Source organism: Rhizobium sp. SL42 (assembly GCF_021729845.1).
Classification (GTDB): domain Bacteria; phylum Pseudomonadota; class Alphaproteobacteria; order Rhizobiales; family Rhizobiaceae; genus Allorhizobium.
On record NZ_CP063397.1, the window covers coordinates 864,594 to 885,656 of the forward strand.

At 64.2% G+C, this 21,063-nt stretch carries 17 protein-coding genes and 1 tRNA gene; 13 read left to right on the plus strand and 5 right to left on the minus strand.

What is annotated here, in order from left to right:
- The first annotated feature begins 620 nt into the window (after positions 1-620).
- Both IM739_RS03940 and IM739_RS03945 read left to right on the plus strand, forming a co-directional pair.
- Positions 621-6,092, plus strand: coding sequence for a beta strand repeat-containing protein (locus IM739_RS03940; protein ID WP_237369925.1), 5,472 nt, complete (start codon positions 621-623; stop codon positions 6,090-6,092).
- A gap of 270 nt (positions 6,093-6,362) precedes the next feature.
- Positions 6,363-6,896 carry a DUF992 domain-containing protein gene (locus IM739_RS03945; RefSeq protein WP_237369926.1) on the plus strand — a complete coding sequence of 178 codons (534 nt, stop codon included), beginning with the start codon at positions 6,363-6,365 and terminating at the stop codon, positions 6,894-6,896.
- Between the two features lie 132 nt (positions 6,897-7,028).
- Here the strand turns inward: IM739_RS03945 and IM739_RS03950 are convergent, their stop codons facing one another.
- Positions 7,029-10,136, minus strand: coding sequence for a DNA translocase FtsK (locus IM739_RS03950; protein ID WP_237369927.1), 3,108 nt, complete (start codon positions 10,134-10,136; stop codon positions 7,029-7,031).
- A 256-nt stretch (positions 10,137-10,392) separates the two neighbouring features.
- On the opposite strand from IM739_RS03950, the gene IM739_RS03955 reads away from it, so the two are divergent.
- Complete coding sequence (locus IM739_RS03955) at positions 10,393-10,872, plus strand: hypothetical protein (protein ID WP_237369928.1); 480 nt, start codon at positions 10,393-10,395, stop codon at positions 10,870-10,872.
- A 102-nt stretch (positions 10,873-10,974) separates the two neighbouring features.
- The gene (locus tag IM739_RS03960) at positions 10,975-11,580 is read left to right on the plus strand and encodes an IMPACT family protein (RefSeq protein ID WP_237369929.1); all 606 of its coding nucleotides are present in this window, start codon (positions 10,975-10,977) and stop codon (positions 11,578-11,580) included.
- A 38-nt stretch (positions 11,581-11,618) separates the two neighbouring features.
- On the opposite strand, the gene IM739_RS03965 is transcribed toward IM739_RS03960, so the two are convergent.
- Positions 11,619-12,440, minus strand: coding sequence for a tetratricopeptide repeat protein (locus IM739_RS03965; protein ID WP_442981088.1), 822 nt, complete (start codon positions 12,438-12,440; stop codon positions 11,619-11,621).
- A gap of 135 nt (positions 12,441-12,575) precedes the next feature.
- On the opposite strand from IM739_RS03965, the gene IM739_RS03970 reads away from it, so the two are divergent.
- The 4 genes from IM739_RS03970 to IM739_RS03985 all read left to right on the plus strand — a co-directional run bounded on the left by IM739_RS03970 (position 12,576) and on the right by IM739_RS03985 (position 15,777).
- Positions 12,576-13,967, plus strand: a complete 1,392-nt coding sequence (locus tag IM739_RS03970; RefSeq protein ID WP_237369930.1) for a leucyl aminopeptidase family protein — start codon at positions 12,576-12,578, stop codon at positions 13,965-13,967.
- Between the two features lie 78 nt (positions 13,968-14,045).
- Positions 14,046-14,408: a MarR family transcriptional regulator gene (locus IM739_RS03975; RefSeq protein ID WP_237369931.1), complete on the plus strand. Its 363-nt coding sequence runs from the start codon at positions 14,046-14,048 to the stop codon at positions 14,406-14,408.
- A gap of 45 nt (positions 14,409-14,453) precedes the next feature.
- Positions 14,454-15,311, plus strand: a complete 858-nt coding sequence (locus IM739_RS03980) for a C40 family peptidase (RefSeq protein ID WP_237369932.1) — start codon at positions 14,454-14,456, stop codon at positions 15,309-15,311.
- A gap of 127 nt (positions 15,312-15,438) precedes the next feature.
- A complete protein-coding gene (locus IM739_RS03985; RefSeq protein WP_237369933.1) occupies positions 15,439-15,777 on the plus strand; it encodes a hypothetical protein in 339 nt (112 codons plus the stop codon).
- Positions 15,778-15,791: 14 nt separating this feature from the next.
- Here IM739_RS03985 and IM739_RS03990 read toward each other — a convergent pair whose 3' ends face one another.
- The gene (locus IM739_RS03990; protein WP_007600292.1) at positions 15,792-16,007 is read right to left on the minus strand and encodes a hypothetical protein; all 216 of its coding nucleotides are present in this window, start codon (positions 16,005-16,007) and stop codon (positions 15,792-15,794) included.
- Between the two features lie 180 nt (positions 16,008-16,187).
- Positions 16,188-16,274: transfer RNA gene (locus IM739_RS03995), tRNA-Leu, on the minus strand.
- A 264-nt stretch (positions 16,275-16,538) separates the two neighbouring features.
- Here IM739_RS03995 and IM739_RS04000 point away from each other — a divergent pair.
- Positions 16,539-17,042, plus strand: coding sequence for a BA14K family protein (locus IM739_RS04000; RefSeq protein WP_237369934.1), 504 nt, complete (start codon positions 16,539-16,541; stop codon positions 17,040-17,042).
- 63 nt (positions 17,043-17,105) lie between these two features.
- Here IM739_RS04000 and IM739_RS04005 read toward each other — a convergent pair whose 3' ends face one another.
- A complete protein-coding gene (locus tag IM739_RS04005) occupies positions 17,106-17,429 on the minus strand; it encodes a SelT/SelW/SelH family protein (RefSeq protein ID WP_237369935.1) in 324 nt (107 codons plus the stop codon).
- A 122-nt stretch (positions 17,430-17,551) separates the two neighbouring features.
- Here IM739_RS04005 and IM739_RS04010 point away from each other — a divergent pair, with 122 nt between their 5' ends.
- The 4 genes from IM739_RS04010 (at position 17,552) to IM739_RS04025 (ending at position 21,056) form a co-directional block, all read left to right on the plus strand.
- A complete protein-coding gene (locus IM739_RS04010) occupies positions 17,552-17,995 on the plus strand; it encodes a DoxX family protein (protein WP_237369936.1) in 444 nt (147 codons plus the stop codon).
- A 124-nt stretch (positions 17,996-18,119) separates the two neighbouring features.
- Positions 18,120-18,821, plus strand: a complete 702-nt coding sequence (locus tag IM739_RS04015; protein WP_237369937.1) for a type 1 glutamine amidotransferase — start codon at positions 18,120-18,122, stop codon at positions 18,819-18,821.
- Between the two features lie 144 nt (positions 18,822-18,965).
- On the plus strand, positions 18,966-19,547 hold the full coding sequence (locus tag IM739_RS04020; protein WP_237369938.1) for a LysE family translocator: 582 nt from the start codon (positions 18,966-18,968) through the stop codon (positions 19,545-19,547).
- Between the two features lie 192 nt (positions 19,548-19,739).
- Positions 19,740-21,056, plus strand: coding sequence for a vanadium-dependent haloperoxidase (locus tag IM739_RS04025; RefSeq protein WP_237369939.1), 1,317 nt, complete (start codon positions 19,740-19,742; stop codon positions 21,054-21,056).
- Positions 21,057-21,063: the final 7 nt, after the last annotated feature.

Genomic DNA, 21,063 nt, shown 5'->3' on the forward strand with positions numbered 1-21,063 from the left:
CGCCACTTGCACTGAAAATGGAATGCAGCGGCAGGCAGCGGATTGCGCCGCCTTTGCCGATCAGGAAGCCCGACGCCAAATCTGCCGGCCCTGATGATCCGAACGAGCCTGATCGACGTGCAATTGCACGTGTCGGTCCATCCGCTCCGCGTCTCACGCCAATTTAAGTCTTTCGCGCGGCCGCTCCGGCTAGGCAGGATCCCTGCAGATGCCGTGCCGTCAGGGCTGCGGTTAAGCCAGAGTCGGTTGGCCCGGTTCGCCGCGACGTTCTTCGCTCCGGGAAGCCCTCAATCCACACCGCCGTCGCCCCCGAGACCTTCGCAACATGGGTGGCTGCAGCTTCTGTGCAACCCGCCTTTTGTGATCGGACAACCTCGCCCGTCAGACCGTTACTGGCGCCCGTCCGCCTTCAGCCCGAACGCAAGCCAGCTTCGGGCAAGCCCATGCCCTCATAGATTGTTCCATGTGGTGGGCTGAAGTCTTTCCATGCCTGCCGTTGCGCGCCCGGTGAAAGCCGGCGCCCGGTTTGCGTGATGCCGTGCGGACAACGGGAGAGCTGTTTCTTCTCTCGTGTCGGCGTCGGTGGATTTCAGTTTGGATAGAATCAAAGGGATTTGTTTATGAGCACGACCATTCCTTCGCTGAGCGTCAGCCAGATCAGATCCCTCTCGACGTCTGCCATCGCAGCCTGGACAACGGAAGACGCTGCGGCCCTGTCGACGGTGCAGATCAAGGCGCTCTCCTCGGCGCAGGTCGGTGCCCTTGAGACGGAAGATCTCGCCGTCTTCTCGACGACGCAGATCAGCGCGATCACCGCAGCGGCCATCGTCAGTCTGAGCCTCGATCAGTTGTCCGTACTGACCACCGACAAGATCGGCAGTCTGGTCACCGCCCAGGTCGCCGCATTGGGCACGGCCCAGATCGACGGTCTGGGCTCGCAGCAGATCGAAGCCTTGTCGGCCGCCCAGATCGCGGTGCTCAAGTCGAGCCAGTTGGCGGTCTTGACGCCGGAAGACATCTCGACATTCACCACCGCCGAAATTGCAGCCATCAGCACGGCGGCCCTGTCGGGTCTTCCCACAGCCACGATCGCCGCCCTGAGCTCCGAGCAAACGGCGGCGCTCACGACCGCTCAGATCGCAGCGTTGAAGACGAACCAGATTGCGGCCCTGACCACCACCCAGGTCGACGCTCTGTCGACCACCCAGATTACCGCCCTGACCTCCACCCAGATCAAGGCCCTGACGAATGAAACCATCGCTGAACTGAGCGCCGCGCAGATCAGCGCCGTCAGCAGCAAGGCGATCGTCGGTCTGAGCACGGGCCAGATCGCGGCCCTGTCCAGCACCCAGGTCGAAGCCCTTTCTGCCACCCAGATTGCCGTCCTGACCTCGACCCAGATGACGGCACTGGCAGCCGAAGACATCGCCACATTCACCACGGAAGAGATGGCCGCCATCAGCTCGGCCGGCATGGCCGGGCTGGGCACATCCGCTGTCGCGGCGCTGACCTCCGCCCAGATTGCGGCCTTGAAGACGGCCCAGATCGCCGCGTTGAAGACGACCCAGATGGCAGCGTTGAACTCGACCCAGATCGAGGCCCTGTCGACCGCCCAGATTGCAGCCCTGAGCTCGACCCAGATCAAGGCTCTGTCCGGTGAGAGGGTCGCCGATCTGACCACGGCCCAGGTTGCCGCTCTGACCAGCAAGGCGATCACGGGTCTGACCTCGTCGCAGGTAGCGGCCCTGACCACCGCGCAGGTCGAGGCTCTGTCCTCGGCCCAGATCGCTGCCCTGAATTCCAGCCAGGTCGCGGCTCTCGGCACCGAAGATATCGTCACCTTCAGCACCGAAGAGATTGCGGCTCTGAGCTCCGCTGCGATCTCCGGCCTGAACACGTCCAATATCGCGGCCCTGACCTCGGATCAGGCTGCCGCCCTCAAGACCGCCCAGATTGCAGCCCTCAAGACCACCCAGATAGCCGCGCTGAGCTTCAGCCAGATCGAAGCCCTGACCACGGCGCAGTTTGCCGCGCTGAGCTCCACCCAGATCAAGGCGCTGTCGAGCGATAGCGTTGCCGGCCTGACCACCGCGCAGATCGCCGCCCTCAGCAGCAAGGCGATCACAGGCCTGACATCGACACAGGTTGCCGCATTGTCATCGGCACAGATCGATGTGCTCTCGTCGGCCCAGATTGCGGCGATGACCTCGGCCCAGATTGCGGCCTTGAGCGCCGAAGGCCTTGCGACCTTCAGCACCGCCGAGATCGCGGCGATTTCCACGGCCGGCATTGCCGGCCTCTCGACCGCGAATATCGGGGCTCTCACCTCCGATCAGGCGGCTGCGCTGAAGACCACCCAGATCGCAGCGCTGAAGACCACCCAACTTGCGGCCCTCAGCACCGGGCAGATCGCAGCGCTCACCACGGCGCAGTTCTCGGCCCTGAGCGCCACGCAGATCAAGGCATTGGCCAGCGAGAGCATTGCCGCCCTGACCACGGCCCAGATCGCGGCCCTCAGCACCAAGGCGGTCAGCGGCCTGAGCTCTGCCCAGATTGCCGCATTGAGCACCGAGCAGGCAGAAGCGCTGACATCAACGTTGATCGCGGCGATGAGTTCGACCCAGATCGCCGCTCTCGGCGCCGAGGACATCGCAACCTTTACCACCGCGGAAATCGCCGCGATCAATTCGTCTGCATTGGCGGGCCTGTCTTCGGATGGCGTCGCAGCACTGACCACGGCGCAGGCGGCAGCCCTGAAAACCGCGCAGATCGCTGCCCTGAAAACCACCCAGATTGTCGCCCTGACCGACAGCCAGCTCGCGGCTCTGAGCACCTCGCAGATAAGCGCGCTGACCTCGCTTCAGATCGCCGCCCTGTCGAGCTCGACCGTCAGCTCCTTGACGACGGCCCAGATTGCGGCCCTGAGCACCCGGGCGATTTCGGGCCTGACCTCGTCGCAGGTCGAAGCCCTGAGCACCAGCCAGATCGACGCCTTGTCCTCGACCCAGATCGCCGCTTTCGGATCGGCGCAGGTTGCCGCTCTCGGCACCGAGGATCTCGCGACCTTCTCGGTCGACGAAATGGCAGCCTTGAGCACGGCAGCGGTGGGCGGCCTGTCGACCGACCTGATCGCCTCGCTGACGGCAAGCCAGACCGCGGCCCTGAAGACGAGCCAGATTGCAGCCCTCAAGACCACCCAGATCGAAGCCCTGAGCGCCGTCCAGATCGCCGCCCTGACCGCCGCCCAGTTCGGTGCGCTGAGCTCGACCCAGATCAAGTCCCTGTCCAGCGAAAGCATCGCGGCGCTGACGATCGACCAGGTATCGGCGCTCAGTACCAAGGCCGTCGCCGGCCTGACCTCCACGCAGATCGAAGCCTTGAGCACGTCACAGATCGAAGCCCTGTCATCGTCGCAGATCGCGGCCTTGGGATCCGCCCAAGTGGCAGCTCTCGGCACCGAGGATCTTGCGACCTTCTCGGCCGATGAAATCGCGGCCATTCGCACTGCAGCCATCCCGGGTCTTCCCACCGCAAATATCGCGGCCCTCAAGGCTGAACAGCTGGCGGCTTTGACGACCAGCCAGGTCGCAGCCCTTTCGTCGTCCCAGATTGAAGCCCTGAGCACGTCTCAGCTGGTCACCCTGACCCCGGAACAGATTGGTGCCATTTCGTCGACGGCCATTCCGGGCCTGGCCACGGCCAGCATTCCGGTTTTGACGGCCGATCAGGTCGCCGCCCTCAGCACCAAGGCCTTCGCAAGCCTGTCCACGGCCCAGATTGAAGCCCTGACGGTGGAACAGGCCGAAGCGTTGACCTCGGTTCTCGTCGGCGCCATGAGTTCGGCCCAGATCGCCGCGTTGAGCGACGCCGAACTGGCGACCTTCTCGACTGCCGATATTGCCGCGATCAGTGCCGCGGCCATCTCCGGCCTGTCGACGTCCAACATTGCAATTCTGAGCGCCGACCAGATCGAGGCGCTGACCACGGCCCAGGTCGCAGCCTTGACATCGGATCAGGTCGAAGCCTTGAGCACCGAGCAGATCGCGGCCCTCAGCACCTCTCAGATTGGCGCATTGACCTCGGCCGGTGTCTCCGGTCTGGCGACAGGCACGATCGCAGCACTGAGCGATGACCAGATTGCCGCCCTCAGCACCAAGGCAATCCCGGGCTTGACGGCAGCGCAGATCGAGGCCCTGAGCACCCTCCAGGTTGAGGCGCTTACCTCGTCGCAGGTTGCCAGCCTGAGCTCGGCCCAGATCTCCGCTCTTAGCACGGCGGATATCGCCACCTTCTCCACGGCGGATCTGGCTGCGATCACATCCACGGCCATTCCCGGCCTGTCCACGGCCAATATCGCGGCGCTGACATCCGATCAGATCGCCGCCTTGGCGACGGCCCAGATCGTGGCGCTGTCATCCAGCCAGATCGAAGTGCTGAGTTCCGCCCAGCTCGCGGCGCTGAGCACGGCGCAGCTTTCCGTGCTGACGTCGGCGCAAGCCAATGCATTGTCCAGCCAGACGATCGCATCGCTGTCCACCGAGCAGATCGCCGCCCTGAATACCGCGGCGGTGGCCGGCATGACCCCGGACCAGATCGAGGCGCTGACGACGGCTCAGGTCGACGCACTCTCCACGCTGCAGATTGCCGCTTTGGCATCGGCGCAGCTGGCAGCCCTTGGTACGGCCGACGTGGCGACATTCTCGACTGCAGATATCGCAGCGATCACGGCAGCGGCCATTGCCGGTCTGTCGACGGCCAATATTGCCGCCCTGACCGCCGAACAGGTTTCCGCGCTGACCACGGCTCAGGTCGCGGCACTGAGTTCGGCCCAGGTCGAGGCGTTGAAATCCAGCCAGCTCGGCGGTTTCACCACGACGCAGATCTCCGCGCTGAGCTCGACGGCTCTGCAGGGCCTGTCCACCGGCAACATCGCCGCCCTGTCGAACGATCAGATCGCAGCCCTCTCCGCGACGGCGATCCGCGGCTTGAGTGCCGCCCAGATCGACGCCCTGTCGACCGGCCAGGTTGAAGCCCTGTCCGCGACGCAGATTGCAGCTCTCAGCGCCACGCAGATCGGCGCGCTGAGCCATGAGGACCTTGCCACCTTCTCGACAGCGGATATCGCGGCGATCAGCGCGTCGGCCATTGCCGGCTTGTCGGAAGCCACCGTCTCTGCCCTGACGACATCGCAGGTCGCCTCCCTGAGCGCTGCCCAGCTGAACGGCCTCACCTCCCTTCAGGTGGGTGCGCTGAGCTCGACCCAGGTCGGCAATCTGACCACGACGCAGATTGCAGCGCTGAGCGCGGCCGGTCTCTCGGGCCTGTCTGCATCGAATGTTGCATCGCTGACGACAGCCCAGATCGCAGCACTCGGCACTGGTGCCATTCCGGGTCTGACGACGGCGCAGATCGATGCCCTGTCCACCGCCCAGGTCGACGCCCTGTCCTCGGCCCAGATCGGCGCTTTGACCTCGACGCAGCTCGGTGCCTTGACGACCGAAGACCTCGCGACCTTCTCGACGGGGGATCTTGCAGCCATCAGCGCCACGGCGATCGGTGGACTGTCGACGGCCAATATCGCGGCCCTGTCGACCGCCCATGTCGCCGCCTTGAGCACTGCCCAGTTCGGCGCGCTGATCTTCAGCCAGATCAGGGCCATGACCTCGAGCCAGGTGGCAACCTTGAGCACCGCGCAGATCGGCGCACTGAACGCCATCCAGGTTGCAGCCCTCGGCACTGGCCATATCGCCAGCCTGACCACCGATCAGATGGTCGCTCTCTCGCCGAGCGCCATTGTCGGCATGACCACGGCCCAGATCGGCGCCCTGTCGACCCAGCAGGTCGAGGTCCTGACCTCCACCCAGGTCGCAGGCCTCAGTTCGGTGCAGATTGCCGCGCTTGAAGCCGAAGATCTGGCGACCTTCTCGACGGGTGACATCGCCTCGATCAATTCCGCAGCCCTTGCCGGATTGTCGACAGCCGACATCGCCAACCTGTCAAGCGCCCAGCTGCAGGCGATCACCACGGCGCAGGTTGCCGCGCTCACCCCCGACCAGATCACCGCGGTCATTTCTGCCTATCAGTCCTACTGACGGCAGACCGGACCGGACCCAATGTGATGCCGATTTGGCGGCGTGCCCTGCACGCCGCCAAATTGCTTTTGTCGACCGCTCGGGCCATCCGGCACGAACACGCTTCGGCATTGACGCGAGTTCCCGCAGGCCTGGCACCGATCCATCACTGAAAGACGATACAAAAGCATCGAGGGATCATTCTTTCGCCATATGCGTTAATCACACCTAGCCTACCGGCTCGGATGCGTGGTCATCGGAGGGCAGGTTCAAGTTTTGAAGGAGTACAACATGAAGAAGACTTTCGCCGTTGCGCTCGCCGCACTGCCGGTTCTGACCAGCGCAGGCGCCGCCTTGTCGGCAGATACGACTACCCGCCAGGATCCCGTTCCCACCTATCAGGAAGCTGACCAGCGCGGTGGTGTCCGCATTGGTTACCTCCAGTGCAATGTCGGCGGCGGCGTCGGTTTTGTCGTCGGTTCCGCCAAGGAGGTCGATTGCGTCTTCACCTCGACCATCGGCAGCGAGCCGCTTGACCGCTACACGGGCGCACTGCGCAAGATGGGTGTCGACCTCGGTTTCACCACCAAGGGCAGCCTGATCTGGGCGGTCTTCGCCCCCACGGCCGGTTATCATCGCGGGTCGCTCGGCGGTCTTTACCAGGGCATCACGGCGGAAGCGACGGTCGGCGCCGGTGTCGGCGCCAATATCCTGGTGGGCGGCACCTCCGGCTCGATCCACCTGCAGACGATCAGCGTGACCGGTCAGCTCGGCCTCAACCTGGCAGCCACCGGCACCTCGATGACGCTCACGCCAGATAGCTGAGCGCGTATTGACTGACTAACGGAAAAACGGCGCCTTCCCCTCGGGAGGCGCCGTTTTTCTTTGGTACATGGCCATGACCTGCCGGGCTTCGCTTGTGTCCCATGGCGGCCGCGTTTCGAACCGCGCTTGGCCTCAGCCTTCGATGTCGCTATCCGGCAATGGGCTGATCTCGCGACCGCCGGCAATGATCGAGCGTTTTCCGACATGGTTGGCCGGGCCGACCAGGCCTTCCTGCTCCATGCGCTCGACCAGCGAGGCCGCCTTGTTGTAGCCGATCGACAGGCGGCGCTGGATATAGGATGTCGAGCACTTCTTGTCGCGCAGCACGACCTTCACCGCCTTGTCGTAGAGATCGCTGGCATCTTCTTCGCCCATTGCCGACTTGTCGAATACGGCGCCGTCTTCCTCGGCCGTTTCGTCCATCTCGTCGGCATCCTCGGTCACCGTGCCGAGATATTCCGGCCGGCCTTGCGTCTTCAGATGGGCGACAACCTTTTCGACTTCCTCGTCCGATACGAATGGCCCGTGCACGCGGGCAATGCGCCCGCCGCCGACCATGTGCAGCATGTCGCCCTGGCCGAGCAGGTGTTCTGCACCCGGCTCGCCGAGAATGGTGCGGCTGTCGATCTTCGACGTCACCTGGAAGGAAACGCGCGTCGGGAAGTTCGCCTTGATCGTGCCGGTGATCACGTCCACCGAGGGACGCTGCGTCGCCATGATCAGGTGTATGCCGGCGGCACGCGCCATCTGCGCCAGCCGCTGGATCGCGCCTTCGATCTCCTTGCCGGCGACCATCATCAGGTCGGCCATCTCGTCGACGATGACGACGATGTAAGGCATGGCCGCCAGGTCCATTTCTTCCTGCTCATAGGTCGGCTCGCCGGTCGAGCGGTCGAAACCGGTCTGCACGCTGCACAGGATGGTCTCGCCCTTGGCGCGCGCCGCGGCTGCGCGTGAATTGTAGCCGTCGATATTGCGCACGCCGAGCCGGCTCATTTTCCGGTAGCGATCTTCCATCTCGCGCACGGCCCATTTCAGCGCCATCACCGCCTTCTTCGGGTCGGTCACGACAGGCGTCAGCAAATGCGGGATGCCGTCATAGACCGAAAGCTCGAGCATTTTCGGATCGACCATGATCAGCCGGCATTCTTCCGGCCGCAGCCGGTAGAGCAGCGACAGGATCATCGTGTTGATCGCCACCGATTTGCCGGATCCGGTCGTTCCCGCCACCAGCAGATGCGGCATCTTGGCCAGCTCGGCAATCACCGGCTCCCCGCCGATGGTCTTGCCCAGGCACACCGGCAGCTTGAACCGCGTCTCGGCATAATCCGCCGTTTCGATCAGTTCGCGCAGGTAAACGGTTTCGCGCACCGGGTTCGGCAGTTCGATGCCGATAACATTACGGCCGGGCACCACGGCGACACGGGCCGAAAGGGCCGACATCGAGCGGGCGATATCGTCGGACAGACCGATGACGCGCGAGGATTTGACCCCCGGTGCCGGCTCGAATTCATAGAGCGTGACGACCGGACCCGGTCGCACGTCGATCACTTCGCCCTTGATGCCGAAATCTTCCAGGACGTTTTCCAGCAGACCTGCGCTTTGCTCAAGCGCCTCAGGGCTCATCGCCGGCGCATCCAGCACCTGCGCTTCCTGCAGGAGATCGATCGGCGGCAGCTCGTATTCGCCCTCGGCCAGCGCCGGCTGTTCGCGGAAAAGCGGCTGGCGTGCCTTCAACGCCTGGGCGATCGGCAGGGAGCTGGTGAACGGCTGCGGTGCCGAGGAAGGCGGCGATTGCAGGGGAGAGGCTCCCTCGCTTAGCGCCGGCACGGCCTCGACCATGGCCTGTGCGTCGCCGAACACGATCGGCATGCGGGCCTCAACCTGGCGGTAGAGTGCAATCACCGAGCCATCCGGCGCGTCGAACACGGGCCTGACAGTCTGCGCATTCTGCGGCTGAACGGCGACGTCCGGGCGATAGCGCACCACCTCGGCACGCGCCGCGATCCGTGAGCGCACCGGTGGCTGTGCCGGGGTGGGCGTGTGGATCGCCGACCGGACAGCACTCACGCCTGGGTTCATATGAGGCGCAGGGAGAGGAGCAAGCGCAGGGGCTCCGATAGCAGGAGCGACCGGCGGCTTCGATACCGCCAAGGCTTCGATCGGCGCCTCACCGACATCGATCATCGCTTCGAAAAAGATATGGTCTGACAACAATATGCTCAGGTCCAGCGGTGCCCGACCCGGCGCTGCGGCGTGTTGCGTCTGCGCCGGAACATCCATGGAAGCCGGTACCTGTGTCGCCGAAACCTGGACAGCCGATGCAGGGCTCTCCGATGCGCGCGTTGCAGCGATGGCATGCGCGGTCATTGCTTTCGTCTGCGCTCCGGTGGACGTGGCGGCGGTGGCGAGAGCCGCATTCTGCTGCGGCTGTTGATGCTGTTGCTGCTGTTGTTGCGCTTGCACCGGACCGCGCAGGAAGGCGTTGCGCACCATCGTTGGCTGCTCCACGCGCGGCTCGTTCGGTGCCGAAGCGGCAATCCTGCTGGGCATCATCGCACGCGGTGCCGGGACAATGTTTGCCTGCACTGCCTGACTGGCCTGTACTACCTGACTGACCTGCATTGCGGTTGTCGGCGCGGCGGCTGGCACCGGGCTATGGGCCTGCGCGGCGATCATCGGCATTTCCTGCCCCTGCGATTCGGCCCAGGCCGCCAGTTCGGCCTGCTGGCGCGCCAGTTCGCGGCGCAGCTTGTAGGTCAGCGCCCGCGCGCCGACCGCATCCGGCGGCTGCGGCAGGGTAACGGACGCCGGCGCGCGCGGCGCGGCCACGGTCGGTTTTGCCAAAGGCGGGGTCACGGTAGCCGGCACCGTTGCGGCCACCAACGGCTCCACGGTTTCGGGTTCGCCGCGCTGTCCAGACGTCTGTCCGGGGATCTGGCCCGGAAGCTGGGTTTGTGCCTGATTTGGCGTCTTGTCCGGTGTGCGCGTGAAGCGCACGTTCGGACCCAGCACGAAAGCGGTCTGCCAGGCCGGCATCTCGCTGCGCCCTTCGATCTGGCTGGCAGCCAGCTGGTCCGTCCCCGCGCGCGGCCCACCCTGAGAAGTTTGCCCCTGAGAAATCTGCCCCGGCACGGCAGTCGCCTGCACTGCAGCGGGACCGGAAGCCGGTGCCTTCGTCGTCGGCTTTTCCCCTAAGGTATTGGCGGAAAACACGGAATTTTGGCGGGGAGGATGCATTGAAAACCTGATCGCTGACGAGAAACGGGAGAGCTGGCAAGCACTCCATCAGTAGAAAATAAAGGTTAACGACTGCTTGCTCTGCAACGTGTTTTGCTAATATTCACGCGCCTGCGCTGTGCCATCTCGAGCGAGGATCTGCCTGTTGTCGCTGGAGAATTCGGCCCTTCTTCAAAGCCTCGCATCGGCCAATGATTTTTTCTCGCGCTCCGTCGCCGGGCGGGGTAAGGACCGGGGATCGAAGAGAAGGCCGGTCATGTCGAAAAAGCCCAAGCGCAATCATCTGAAGAAGCTGATCAAGGCCTGGGCTCAGGCCACCACGGAGGACCGCGAGGCCTTCCTCGACTTCGTCGCTGCCGAAACCCGGGCCAACGGCATCGCGCCATCCCTTGCACTCCTGCATGACAGGGCGTCGACGGTTGCCAGTGGCGCCACGCCCATCAGCACCCCCATGATCGCCGCCACCACCGCAGACGCGCGCCCGACTGTAAACACTACCATCCCGGCCGAGCCGCTGATTGCCAATGGCCGCTACCTGCTTCCCGCCACAATCGAGCGGATCGAAGCGGTCATGCGCGCAAGGCGCCTGTCGCCGCGCGCCGTGATGGCCGAAATGGGCTTTCCCGCCGACGACCATGCGCTGGCAAAGGCACTGGCGATGAGGGCGAGCCTCAGGCTCTCGGTGATTGCCGCCCTCGGCCAGTGGCTGGACGGCAATCGCGCCCATATCCGCTGACGCCCAGATCCGCTGGCGCTGCTTTCCGCTGGAACCGGCGCACGCGCGCCTGTAGCGTGGCACAACGTTTCAATCCGCCAGATCCAGAGCCTGTTCATCGCCATGCGTTTTTCTCTCCTTCAGCCCGTCGCGTTTTCCCAGGACGTGAAGAAGAGCCGCTTTGTCGCGCATGCCGCCCCGATTGCCAGTGAGGATGAGGCCAAGGCCTTCCTCGCGGCCCATCGCGATGACACGGCAAACCACAATTGCTGGGCTTGGCGCCTCGGCCAGGCCTACCGGTTTTCCGATGACGGCGAACCGTCCGGCACCGCTGGCAAGCCGATCCTGCAGGCGATCGACGGACAGGATCTCGATGGGGTCGCCGTTGTCGTCACCCGCTGGTTCGGCGGCATTCTGCTGGGCAGCGGCGGTTTGATGCGCGCCTATGGCGGTTCGGCCGCCGCCGCCTTGCGCCTCGGCGAAAAGGTCGAGATCATTCCGATGCTGACGGGCGCGGTGGTTGCCGGCTTTGCCGATCTGGCGCTGGTCAAGGCAAGGCTGCTCGCCCTGCCGCATGTGTCGCTGGTCGAGGCTTTCGAAGCGCAAGGTGCTGCGCTCACCGTCACCCTGCGTTTAGGCGACGAGGATCAGGTGGCAAGGCTTGTCCAGGATCTGACCAGCGGCCGTTCGCGACTGGTCCTGCCGGACGAGGCCGGCTCAGCGGACTAGCCAGGCGATGACACTGTTGCTTTATCGCCGATCAGGCCTCAGCCGCTTTTCTTCGGCTTGCCGTCGGCGGCAAGCTGCTTCCAGGAGTTCTGCTGCGCCAGCATGCCGCGCAGGTATTCGAGATTGGCAGCCGCCTGCTGTGGGTCGAGTTCGCGCGAGGCGATCTGCTCGGCCTCCTGGAAACGTCCCTGCAGGCCGACCACCAGCGCCAGGTTCTGCCGCACGCGGCTGTCGGCCGTCGGCTGCTGCGATGCCTGGTTGAGATAGGTCTCGGCGGTCTTCAGGTCGCCGGACAGCACATAGGACATGCCGAGATTGGACAGCACGCTCGGTTCGCCCGGCTGGATGTCGAGCGCCATCCGGTAGCGACCGCGGGCATCGCCGGAGCGACCGAGCTGGTCGAGCACGGCGCCTTCGGCCGAATAGAGCTTCCAGTCGGGACGGTCCGGTGTCTGCGCGCGGGCGATCGTGCCCAGCGCCTTTTCCAGCTGCCCGGCCGCTGCCTGCGCCTTGCCGAGCGAGGCCAGCACTTCGCGGTCATTGGCATGGGCGATCGCCACCTGCTGCATCACGGCCAGCGCCTGCGCGTTGCGGCCCGACATCATCAGCACATTGGCATAGCTGAGGCCGGTATTGCGATCCTTCGGATTGGCCTCATAGGCCTTGCCGATCGTCTCGGATGCCCGCGCCAGTTCCGGCCCGGTCATCGAATCGACCGGTTTCGACAGCTTAGGAATGGAGCCGGTGATCAGCGGTTTTTCCCGGCCGGCGCAGCCGCTCAATGTCAGCGCTGCGATGACAAGACCGATTCCGCCGAGGGTCTGCATGCGGCGGCGCGAGGAATTATGCCGGTTGGCCATGATTGCTATCCCGAAAGTCTGGTTTTCTGCGTCATCGGCTTCAACAGCGTGACGTAACCTCCACTCAAGCAATAATCTGTTAACCCTAACGGAGTGTTAATTCTGTCGACGCCGATTCTCTTGAAAGCAGCAGCCATGGCCCCCTTCCAGTACATAGAACGCCCGACCCACTTCAGCACCAAGGGCGGCAAGACCCTGCCGATCTTCGCGGTCACGCCGGCCCATGTCGAGACCGGCACGCTTGAGCCGCTCGCCCTCGACTGGGCCAGAAAAGCGGGCTTCAAGGCAGAAGCCGGCTCCCTGCTGCTGATCCCGACGGAAGAGGGCCATCTCGGTGGCGCGCTCTTCGGTCTGGGCGCCAATCCGTCCGAAAGCCCGTTTCTCACCGGCAAGCTCGCCCGCACGCTGCCGGCCGGCGACTGGCATATCGAGACCGCGCCGCTGACCGCCAACCGCCTGCTGCTCGGCTATGGCCTCGGCGCCTACAGCTTCGATCGCTATCGCTCGGAACGCCCGACCGAACCGAAGCTGCTCATCCCGCAGGATGCCGATGCCGCCGACATCAAGCGCCAGATTGCCGGCGTCTATCTCGCCCGCGACCTGATCAACACGCCCGCCAATGACATGAGCCCGGCCGATATCGAAGCGGCGGTCCGCCGTCTCGCCGAGCACTACAAGGCCGAGGTCACCGTCACCACCGGCGACGAACTGCTGGAGAAGAATTTTCCGCTGATCCATGCGGTCGGCCGCGCCTCGACGGTCGCGCCGCGCCTGATCGAGATGCGCTGGGGCAAGAAGGGCCATCGCAAGCTGACCCTGGTCGGCAAGGGCGTCAGCTTCGACACCGGCGGCCTCGATATCAAGCCGTCCTCCTCGATGCTTTTGATGAAGAAGGACATGGGCGGTGCCGCCAATGTGCTTGGCCTCGCCCTGATGATCATGGACGCCAAGCTGAAGATCGACCTGACGGTGGTCATTCCGGCAGTCGAAAATTCCATCGCCGGCAATGCCTTCCGTCCGGGCGACGTCTATCGCAGCCGCAAGGGCCTGACGGTACAGATCGACAATACCGATGCCGAAGGCCGCCTGATTCTCGCCGATGCCCTGGCCTATGCCGATGCCGAAAATCCCGATCTGCTCATCGACATGGCGACGCTGACCGGTGCCGCGCGCGTCGCACTCGGCCCGGATCTGCCGCCCTTCTTCACCGATGACGAAGACCTCGCCGATGATCTCGCCGATGCCAGCCTCGAGGTCGATGATCCCCTGTGGCGCCTGCCGCTGCACAAGGGCTATGAGCGCATGCTCAAGGCCCAGATCGCCGACCTGACCAATGCGCCGGCCGGCGGCATGGCCGGTGCGATCACCGCAGCCCTCTTCCTCAAGCGCTTCGTGTCGAGGGAGCGTACCTGGCTGCATCTCGATATCTTCGGCTGGTCGCAGAGCGAGCGTCCGCATTCGCCGGTCGGCGGCGAGGCGCAGGGCATCCGCGCTCTGTATCGTTATCTCCAGACCGGCTGGAAATAGTCACGTCCTTGCGGGCCTCTTGCATCGGCGCGCTGTTTGCCGGAAAGATGCCCGCAATGACCATTTCGGAAGCCGGCCATGAGCCTTGAACTGACCGCAACCCAGGCGCTCGGCCTCTGGCATCGGGTAACCCTGCAGCAGGTCCGCGAGGACGGGCCGGATCTGACCATGCGCCAGCTGGCCATCCTGCTGGAGATCTATCTCGTGCCGCCGCCGCACACCGTGCGGGGCCTTGCGGCAACCCTCGACGTGACCAAGCCGGTCGTTACCCGGGCGCTGGATACGTTGGGCGAAATGGGGCTTGTCGACCGTGTCCGCGATGCGCTTGACCGGCGCAGTGTGGTGGTCAAGCGTACCGTCGGCGGCGCGCTGTTTCTGGAGAAATTCGGCGACCGGGTCATTGCCCAGGCCCGCGCCCTTGGAACCCGTGCCCTCGACTGATCGACCGCTTTTGATGGACAACAAACGCATTGATGGACAACTGACATGATGCTCGACCGCAGGCTCAACGCCTACCGACCCGATCTTGCCGAAACCGCCCTGCAGGGCAAGGTGGAAGCCGTGCGGTTCACCGATGGCGAACCCGCCATGGTCGGCCAGCCGGTCGTCGACCTGCGCCCACGGCCGGATCCAGGCTCCGGTATCGACACCCAGCTCCTGCTCGGCGAAACGGTTCGTGTCCTGGATCGCGCCGACGGCTGGGCCTGGATCAAGGCCGATGCCGATGGTTATGTCGGCTATCTGCCGGAGGCAAGCCTTGGCCCTGTCACGGCCTCGACCCATGTTGTCCTCACCCCGCGCACCTTCGTCTATTCCGGTCAGGATCTCCGGTTTCCGGTCAAGGCAGCGCTGTCCATGGGCAGCACCTTTACGTCGGTCGGTGAAGCCGAGACGCGCGGCACACGTTATCTGCTCCTCGCCGATGGTGGCGCCCTTGTCGCCAATCACTGTGGCCCGGTCGGTCTGCCCGTCGAAAGCGACTATGTCGCCGTGATCGCCCGTTTTGTCGAAACACCCTATCTGTGGGGCGGCAGATCCGGCTTCGGCATCGATTGTTCCGGTCTCGTGCAACTGGCGCTTCGCATGACCGGCCGTGTCGCCCCGCGCGACAGCGACATGCAGGCTTCAAGCCTCGGAAAACCGATCGGCCGTGAAGAGCTCCGCCGCGGAGATCTCGTCTTCTGGAAGGGCCATGTCGCCGTCATGGAGGATGCGCGGTCGATGATCCATGCCAATGGCCACACTATGACAGTGGCGCGCGAGGGCCTCGAAGACGCCATCGAACGCATCGGCTGGTTGTATGACACACCGACAGGCTATCGCCGCCCCATCGCTGAAACGTGATGAGCGCGCACTTGGTGCCGGACCGTCGATTTCTTATATCGGGATCATGAACCCCGCATCGGAAGCCTTCCCCATGATCCAGTCGAATTCAGCCCTCCCGCTCCCTCACCGCATCGCGGCGACGAGAATGGCAAGGATTGCGAGCGTGCTGGGGATGGTTCTGCTGACGCTTTCGCCGGCCGCATCCTTCGCCGCCGGCAGCGGCGTCGAGTGGCAGAAGGCGGGCAAGGACACGTTCACCGATCTGCCGGGCGTCAAGCCGCAGGACCCGCAACTGTTTGGCGATGGCTACAGATGCGAGACCATGACGGCAGCTCCAAGGCGAATCGATGCCCGCGATATTCGCAACAGCCTGCCGCAAACCATCTATCGCTGCGAAAAGAACGGAATCATCTACCAGGGCACCCAGCCGCCGACTTCGGGCCGGGGCTGGTATCCGGGCGTCAATCCGCGCGTTCTGGATTGAGCGCCGGCTTCGGCCTATTCGTCCTCGCCGATCAGTCCATCGAACACTTCGAGCAGCGCTTCGCTGATCGCGGCCCCGAGTGCGTGGCCCGCGTCGCGGATCGCCTCCTCGTTCATGTCGCGTGAGGCAAGCGCCAGCGCCGAACCTTCCTGGCTGACGATTTCTTTCGCCCGCTCGATTGCCCAGAGGGCAAAATCGCTGCGCGATTCGATAGCGACAGTCTCATCCATTGCAATATTCCTCTCGCGATTGCAGTGCCCTCCAGGGCAGCTCGATCCCGCGTTGGCCGATGCTTGCGGGTGCGTCCGCAAACACGCTATCGGGCCAAAACGCAGGCATAAAAAAAGCCCGGAGAACCGGGCTTTTTTAGTTTCATCACCATGGCCAAGGCCTTGGTATGAATGGGAATTTGGTGCCCAGAAGAGGACTCGAACCTCCACACCCTTTCGAGTACCAGCACCTGAAGCTGGCGCGTCTACCAATTCCGCCATCTGGGCGACGAGGAGCCATGTAAAGCGACAGACTCCCCCTGTCAATCGGCTTTTTGAAGTTTTCATGTCGAAGCCGCATATACATTCTTCATCGGGCTGGCCGCATCGCGTCTCAAGCCCGGTTTTGCTGACCTTTCAGACACATGCTCGCGGCGAACCTGTTGACAACGCCGTGAAAAAGCCGTGATCGAAACGCTTTTTATTCGTCAGGCTGCCGTCCGTTTCGCCGGGCAGGCCAGCGAATCGATGTCGAAGACAGGAAAATCGACGATGAGAAAGAGAACAGCAATTCTGGCGCTCGCCATGATCGGGGTCGAAAGCCTGGTCGCCGTGGCCCAGGCCGCCACCATCATGCCCGCGTCGCCGGTGTCGCGGGCCGAGCCGGCGCAGATGACGACGTCGGGCGATATGCAGCCGGTGGACATGGTCTGCGACTTCAACGGATGTTATGAGACCTGGGATCGGCCGCCGCCGGGCTATCGCCGCCCGCCACCGCCGCCGCCGGGTTATGGTCGACCCCCGGTCTATGTCGACCCGGACTATGGTCGTCCGCTACCGGGCTATGGACGCCCTCCGGTCTACGGCCGTCCGCCGGTCTATGTTCAGCCCGGCTATCGCCGCCCGCCGCCACCGCCGGTCTATGCGAGACCCGGCCGCAGCTGGGACCGCCATATCGACTGGTGCCTCGACCGGTATCGCTCCTACAATCCAAGGACGAATCAGTTCCTGTCGTCCTCGGGTTACTTCAAGACCTGCCGTTCACCCTTCGGCTGAGCGACGGTCACAACAGCAGAACCGGAAAGGCGGCTTTCATCAGCCGCCTTTTTTGATGGCCGATCAGGTATCGAGGCCGCTGTCGCGCTCCGCATGGATCCGATCGACATGGCCAAGGTCGCGATCCGGGTCGATTGCGTCGCGCACCCGCTGCTTCAGTTCCTTTGGTCCCGGAAAGCCACCGTCGCGCTTGCGCTCCCACAGCAGTTCCCCGTTCAGCCGGATCTCGAAAATACCGCCGGTGCCGGGGATCAACGCGACCTCGCCGAGATCGGCCGCGAACGTGTGCAGCAGTTCCTGCGCCATCCAGCCGCTGCGCAGCAGCCAGTTGCACTGCGTGCAATAGGTGATCGAGATCCGCGGCCTCTCTTTCGTCTCTGGTGTCATCTCATGTCTCCGACATCACGGATAAGTTAACTTCGGCGCTCTTCTTTTGATCTGCGGCCAATTGCCACTCTGGCATTGTTACGCCAAGAGGCAATCGATCATTTTTTCCAAGGAGTTCATCGATGTCTGCCACCGAAACCAACCGCCTCATCGTGCCAGCGGTCGCGCCGCTTTATCGCTCGACACACGAGATCGTCGAAACCGTGCTGCGCGTCGTCGCCGGTGTCTGCCTCGTCGTCCATGGCAGCGGCAAGATCGCCGACCCCTTCGGCGCGGTCCAGATGGTCGAAGGCCTCGGCTTTTATCCCGGCGTCTTCTGGTCGCCGCTGCTGGCCGTCACCGAATTCCTCGGCGGCATCCTTTTGGCAATCGGTCTCTTCACCCGTGTCGCGGCCCTCGCCACCACGATCGTTCTGCTGGTCACGGTCTATTTCCACTGGGTCACCATGAGCCAGGGCTTCTCCGGCGCCGAAAAGTCGATCATCTGGGCGGCCGTCACGCTGTTCTTCGCCAGCCGTGGCGGCAATGCCCATTCCGTCGACGCCCGCCTGAAAAAGACATTCTGAAAACACGTCCTGGGCGCCGGGCGCGCCAATTGAGAAAGCGGGGCGCGACGCCGGTCGCGCCCTTGCGGCAAAGCATCAGCCATGCTTTCGTGGCGGCTCCTGATGATTCCAAGCAACGGATCCCATGCGCGTCGCCATCGTTGAAAACATGAAGGTTTCCTATCCCGGTCAGGTCGGTCAGGCGCTGGCCGAAGCCGGCGCCGAGGTCACTGTCATCCCCGCCTATACCGGCGCTCCATTGCCGACGCTCGATGACTATGAGGCGCTAGTGGTGCTCGGTGGCGAGCAGAACGCCCGCGACGACCAGAAGCATCCTTATCTGGCTGATCTCTCGGCCCTGATGCGCGCCTATGGCGATGCCGGCAAGGCGGTGCTCGGCATTTGTCTCGGCAGCCAGTTGCTCGCCCGCGCCTATGGCGGCGACAACCTGATCGGGGCGGCACCGGAATTCGGCTGGCGCGTGATCGAAAAGACCGATCACGGCAAGGCCGATCCGATCTTCGCCGCGGTGTCCGACAGTTTCCTGTCGTTCCAGTGGCACGACGATACGTTTACCTTGCCGCCAGGCGCCGTGCATCTCGCTGAAAACGCGAGCGCCCGCCACCAGGCCTTTCGCCTCGGTCGCGCGGCTTACGGTTTCCAGTTCCATTTCGAGGCCGACCGTCAGGTCGTCGATGACTGGAAAGCAGCCTTTCCAGAAGTCATCGAGCGCAAGGAGCCGGGCTGGCTGGAGCGCCATCCCGCCCTGGCCATGACCCATGGCCGCGCCTCGGACGAGGCCGGTCTCGCCGTTGCCCGCGCCTGGGTTGCCCGGATCCGGTCCTGATCCGAGTTTCGACCGCTGGCGAGTGGCGATTGACCACTGTCCGCACTGTCCCCAGGGGCAATCGATCGTCTTTGACCGAAGTCAAATCGGTGGGCCGGATCACCTGCTAAGGCATTGGGACATCATCGAGAGGGAGGCCCCGTCTTGGCCCTGCCAGCCTTTGTCATCGCCGTGCTGCTGTTGCTGCTGACGCCCGGCCCGACCAATACGCTTCTGGCGGTCTCCGGTGCCTCTGCCGGCATGCGCCGCTCCTTGCCCCTGGTCGGCGCCGAGCTTGCCGGCTATCTCACCACCATCATCCCGCTTTCCACCTTTGCCGGCCCCTGGCTGTCCGGCCAGCCGCAGGCAGCGCTCGCCGTCAAGCTTGTCGCCGCGATCTGGGTGGTGATGCTGGCCGCCCGCCTGTGGCGTCACCCGCCGCGGCTCGGTGGCGAAAGCCCTGTCACCTTCCGCGGCGTCTACGTCACCACGGTCCTCAACCCGAAGGGCCTCATCATCGGCCTTGCTCTGATCCCGCCGTCCGTCACTTCCGTCCTGGAGCCGCTGCCCCATCTGGCGGTCTTCGCGGCATTGACCGTCACCGCGGCGCTTCTTTGGGTCGCGTTCGGCGCCACCGTGCTTCGCCGCGCCGCCAGCGCCCGCCCGATCGTCTTCGGCCGTCTCGCGGCCAGCTTTCTCCTGGTCTTTGCCGCAAGCCTTGCCGGTCGCGCCTTCGGCCTGATCTGAGGTCATTCGTTTCCGGCAACACTCTTGCCACACCAGTCTTGCCCCCAACACTCTCGCCCCAACACTCTCGCCCCAACACTCTCGCAGGGCAACTCTTGCGAGTTGGCCGGGGCCATGCTTTATCCTCTTTCACCACGACCTTGGGACCCCGGTTTCGGGAGGGTCGGCATTCAAAACCTCGGGGAGGGGGCAATGAACGCAATCTGGCGGCGCATCGGCGCAATCGGCTTGATTATCTTTTCCGTCTGGTCTGCGCCGCTGGCCGCCGCCGAACGACCCGGTGCCGATGTGGTGATCCATGACTGGTATCGCCTGGTGCTCGAGCTGGTCCGCCACACGGCGACCTATTCGCCGCCGGTCGCAAGCCGCGCCTTCGCCTATCTCGGTGTCATTGCCCATGAAGCGACCGCCTCGGGCGATCCTGCGCGGCGCTCGCTGGCCGGCCAGTTGAACGGGCTGGCGCCGCTTGCCGGCCGTGATCCCGCCAAGACCTATGACGAGGCGGTGGTCATCAACGCGGCACTGGCCGAGGCGGTCGGTCAGCTGTTTGCCAATACCGGTCCGACCGGACAGCGGGTGCTGTCGCGCATGCAGGCGAAGATGGCGGCGAGGGTTGCCGACGGCCTTGCACCGGATCTCGCCTCGCGCAGCCAAGACTATGGTCGCACGGTCGTCGCCCATGTCCTTGCCTGGTCGAAGGATGACGGCGGCGCGACCGTCGAAAACATGGGCTTCCCGGTCGAATTCGCGCTCAACAAGGGGCCGGGCAACTGGGTGCCGACTAGCCTGGTCAACCAGCAGCAGAAGCCGCTCCTGCCCGCATGGGGCAAGAACCGGACATTTGCCATGCCGGAAGGCAAGAGCTGCGGCCTGCCGCCACCGCCCGCCTATAGTGAAGAGAAGGGCTCCGCCTTCTACATCGAAGCGCTGGAGGTGCATGACGTGGTCAAGTCGATCACGCCGGAACAGCGGGCGATTGCCCGCTTCTGGTCCGACGATCCGATGCTCTCGCCGACCCCGCCCGGTCACTGGATCTCGATCGCCCTGCATGTTCTCGATGAGCGCAAGGCGTCTGCCGCCGATCGCGCCGACCTGCTCGCCCGCCTGGGCGTGACGCTCGCCGATGCCTTCATCGGCTGCTGGAACAGCAAGTTCGAATACGATCTGCTGCGGCCGATCACCTATATCAAGCGCATCATCGACCCGAAATGGGAGGCGCTGCTGATCACGCCGCCGTTTCCCGAATATCCCAGCGGCCATTCCACCCAGTCGGGTGCGGCTGCCGCGGTACTGACCGCCTTCTTCGGCGACAACGTGGCCTTCGTCGATTCGACCCATGAAAAGGACGGCCTGCCAAACCGCAGTTTCCCGAATTTCTGGGCGGCTGCCGAAGAGGCCGGCATTTCGCGCCTCTACGGCGGCATCCATTTCCGCGCCGCAATCGAGCGCGGTCTCGATCAGGGCCGCTGCATCGGCGATCATGCCGTCGCCCTCGTCACCCGATATTGACCCGAGA

What these genes read in the sequence shown, in the direction of transcription:
- IM739_RS03960 (WP_237369929.1), top strand. Translation starts at nt 10,975, where the DNA reads ATGCGTTTTTCTCTCCTTCAGCCCGTCGCGTTTTCCCAGGACGTGAAG.
- IM739_RS04025 (WP_237369939.1), top strand. Translation starts at nt 19,740, where the DNA reads ATGAACGCAATCTGGCGGCGCATCGGCGCAATCGGCTTGATTATCTTT.
- IM739_RS03970 (WP_237369930.1), top strand. Translation starts at nt 12,576, where the DNA reads ATGGCCCCCTTCCAGTACATAGAACGCCCGACCCACTTCAGCACCAAG.
- IM739_RS03940 (WP_237369925.1), top strand. Translation starts at nt 621, where the DNA reads ATGAGCACGACCATTCCTTCGCTGAGCGTCAGCCAGATCAGATCCCTC.
- IM739_RS04005 (WP_237369935.1), bottom strand. Translation starts at nt 17,429, where the DNA reads ATGACACCAGAGACGAAAGAGAGGCCGCGGATCTCGATCACCTATTGC.
- IM739_RS04000 (WP_237369934.1), top strand. Translation starts at nt 16,539, where the DNA reads ATGAGAAAGAGAACAGCAATTCTGGCGCTCGCCATGATCGGGGTCGAA.
- IM739_RS03965 (WP_442981088.1), bottom strand. Translation starts at nt 12,440, where the DNA reads ATGGCCAACCGGCATAATTCCTCGCGCCGCCGCATGCAGACCCTCGGC.
- IM739_RS04010 (WP_237369936.1), top strand. Translation starts at nt 17,552, where the DNA reads ATGTCTGCCACCGAAACCAACCGCCTCATCGTGCCAGCGGTCGCGCCG.
- IM739_RS03950 (WP_237369927.1), bottom strand. Translation starts at nt 10,136, where the DNA reads ATGCATCCTCCCCGCCAAAATTCCGTGTTTTCCGCCAATACCTTAGGG.
- IM739_RS04015 (WP_237369937.1), top strand. Translation starts at nt 18,120, where the DNA reads ATGCGCGTCGCCATCGTTGAAAACATGAAGGTTTCCTATCCCGGTCAG.
- IM739_RS03980 (WP_237369932.1), top strand. Translation starts at nt 14,454, where the DNA reads ATGATGCTCGACCGCAGGCTCAACGCCTACCGACCCGATCTTGCCGAA.
- IM739_RS03975 (WP_237369931.1), top strand. Translation starts at nt 14,046, where the DNA reads ATGAGCCTTGAACTGACCGCAACCCAGGCGCTCGGCCTCTGGCATCGG.
- IM739_RS03990 (WP_007600292.1), bottom strand. Translation starts at nt 16,007, where the DNA reads ATGGATGAGACTGTCGCTATCGAATCGCGCAGCGATTTTGCCCTCTGG.
- IM739_RS03945 (WP_237369926.1), top strand. Translation starts at nt 6,363, where the DNA reads ATGAAGAAGACTTTCGCCGTTGCGCTCGCCGCACTGCCGGTTCTGACC.
- IM739_RS03985 (WP_237369933.1), top strand. Translation starts at nt 15,439, where the DNA reads ATGGCAAGGATTGCGAGCGTGCTGGGGATGGTTCTGCTGACGCTTTCG.
- IM739_RS03955 (WP_237369928.1), top strand. Translation starts at nt 10,393, where the DNA reads ATGTCGAAAAAGCCCAAGCGCAATCATCTGAAGAAGCTGATCAAGGCC.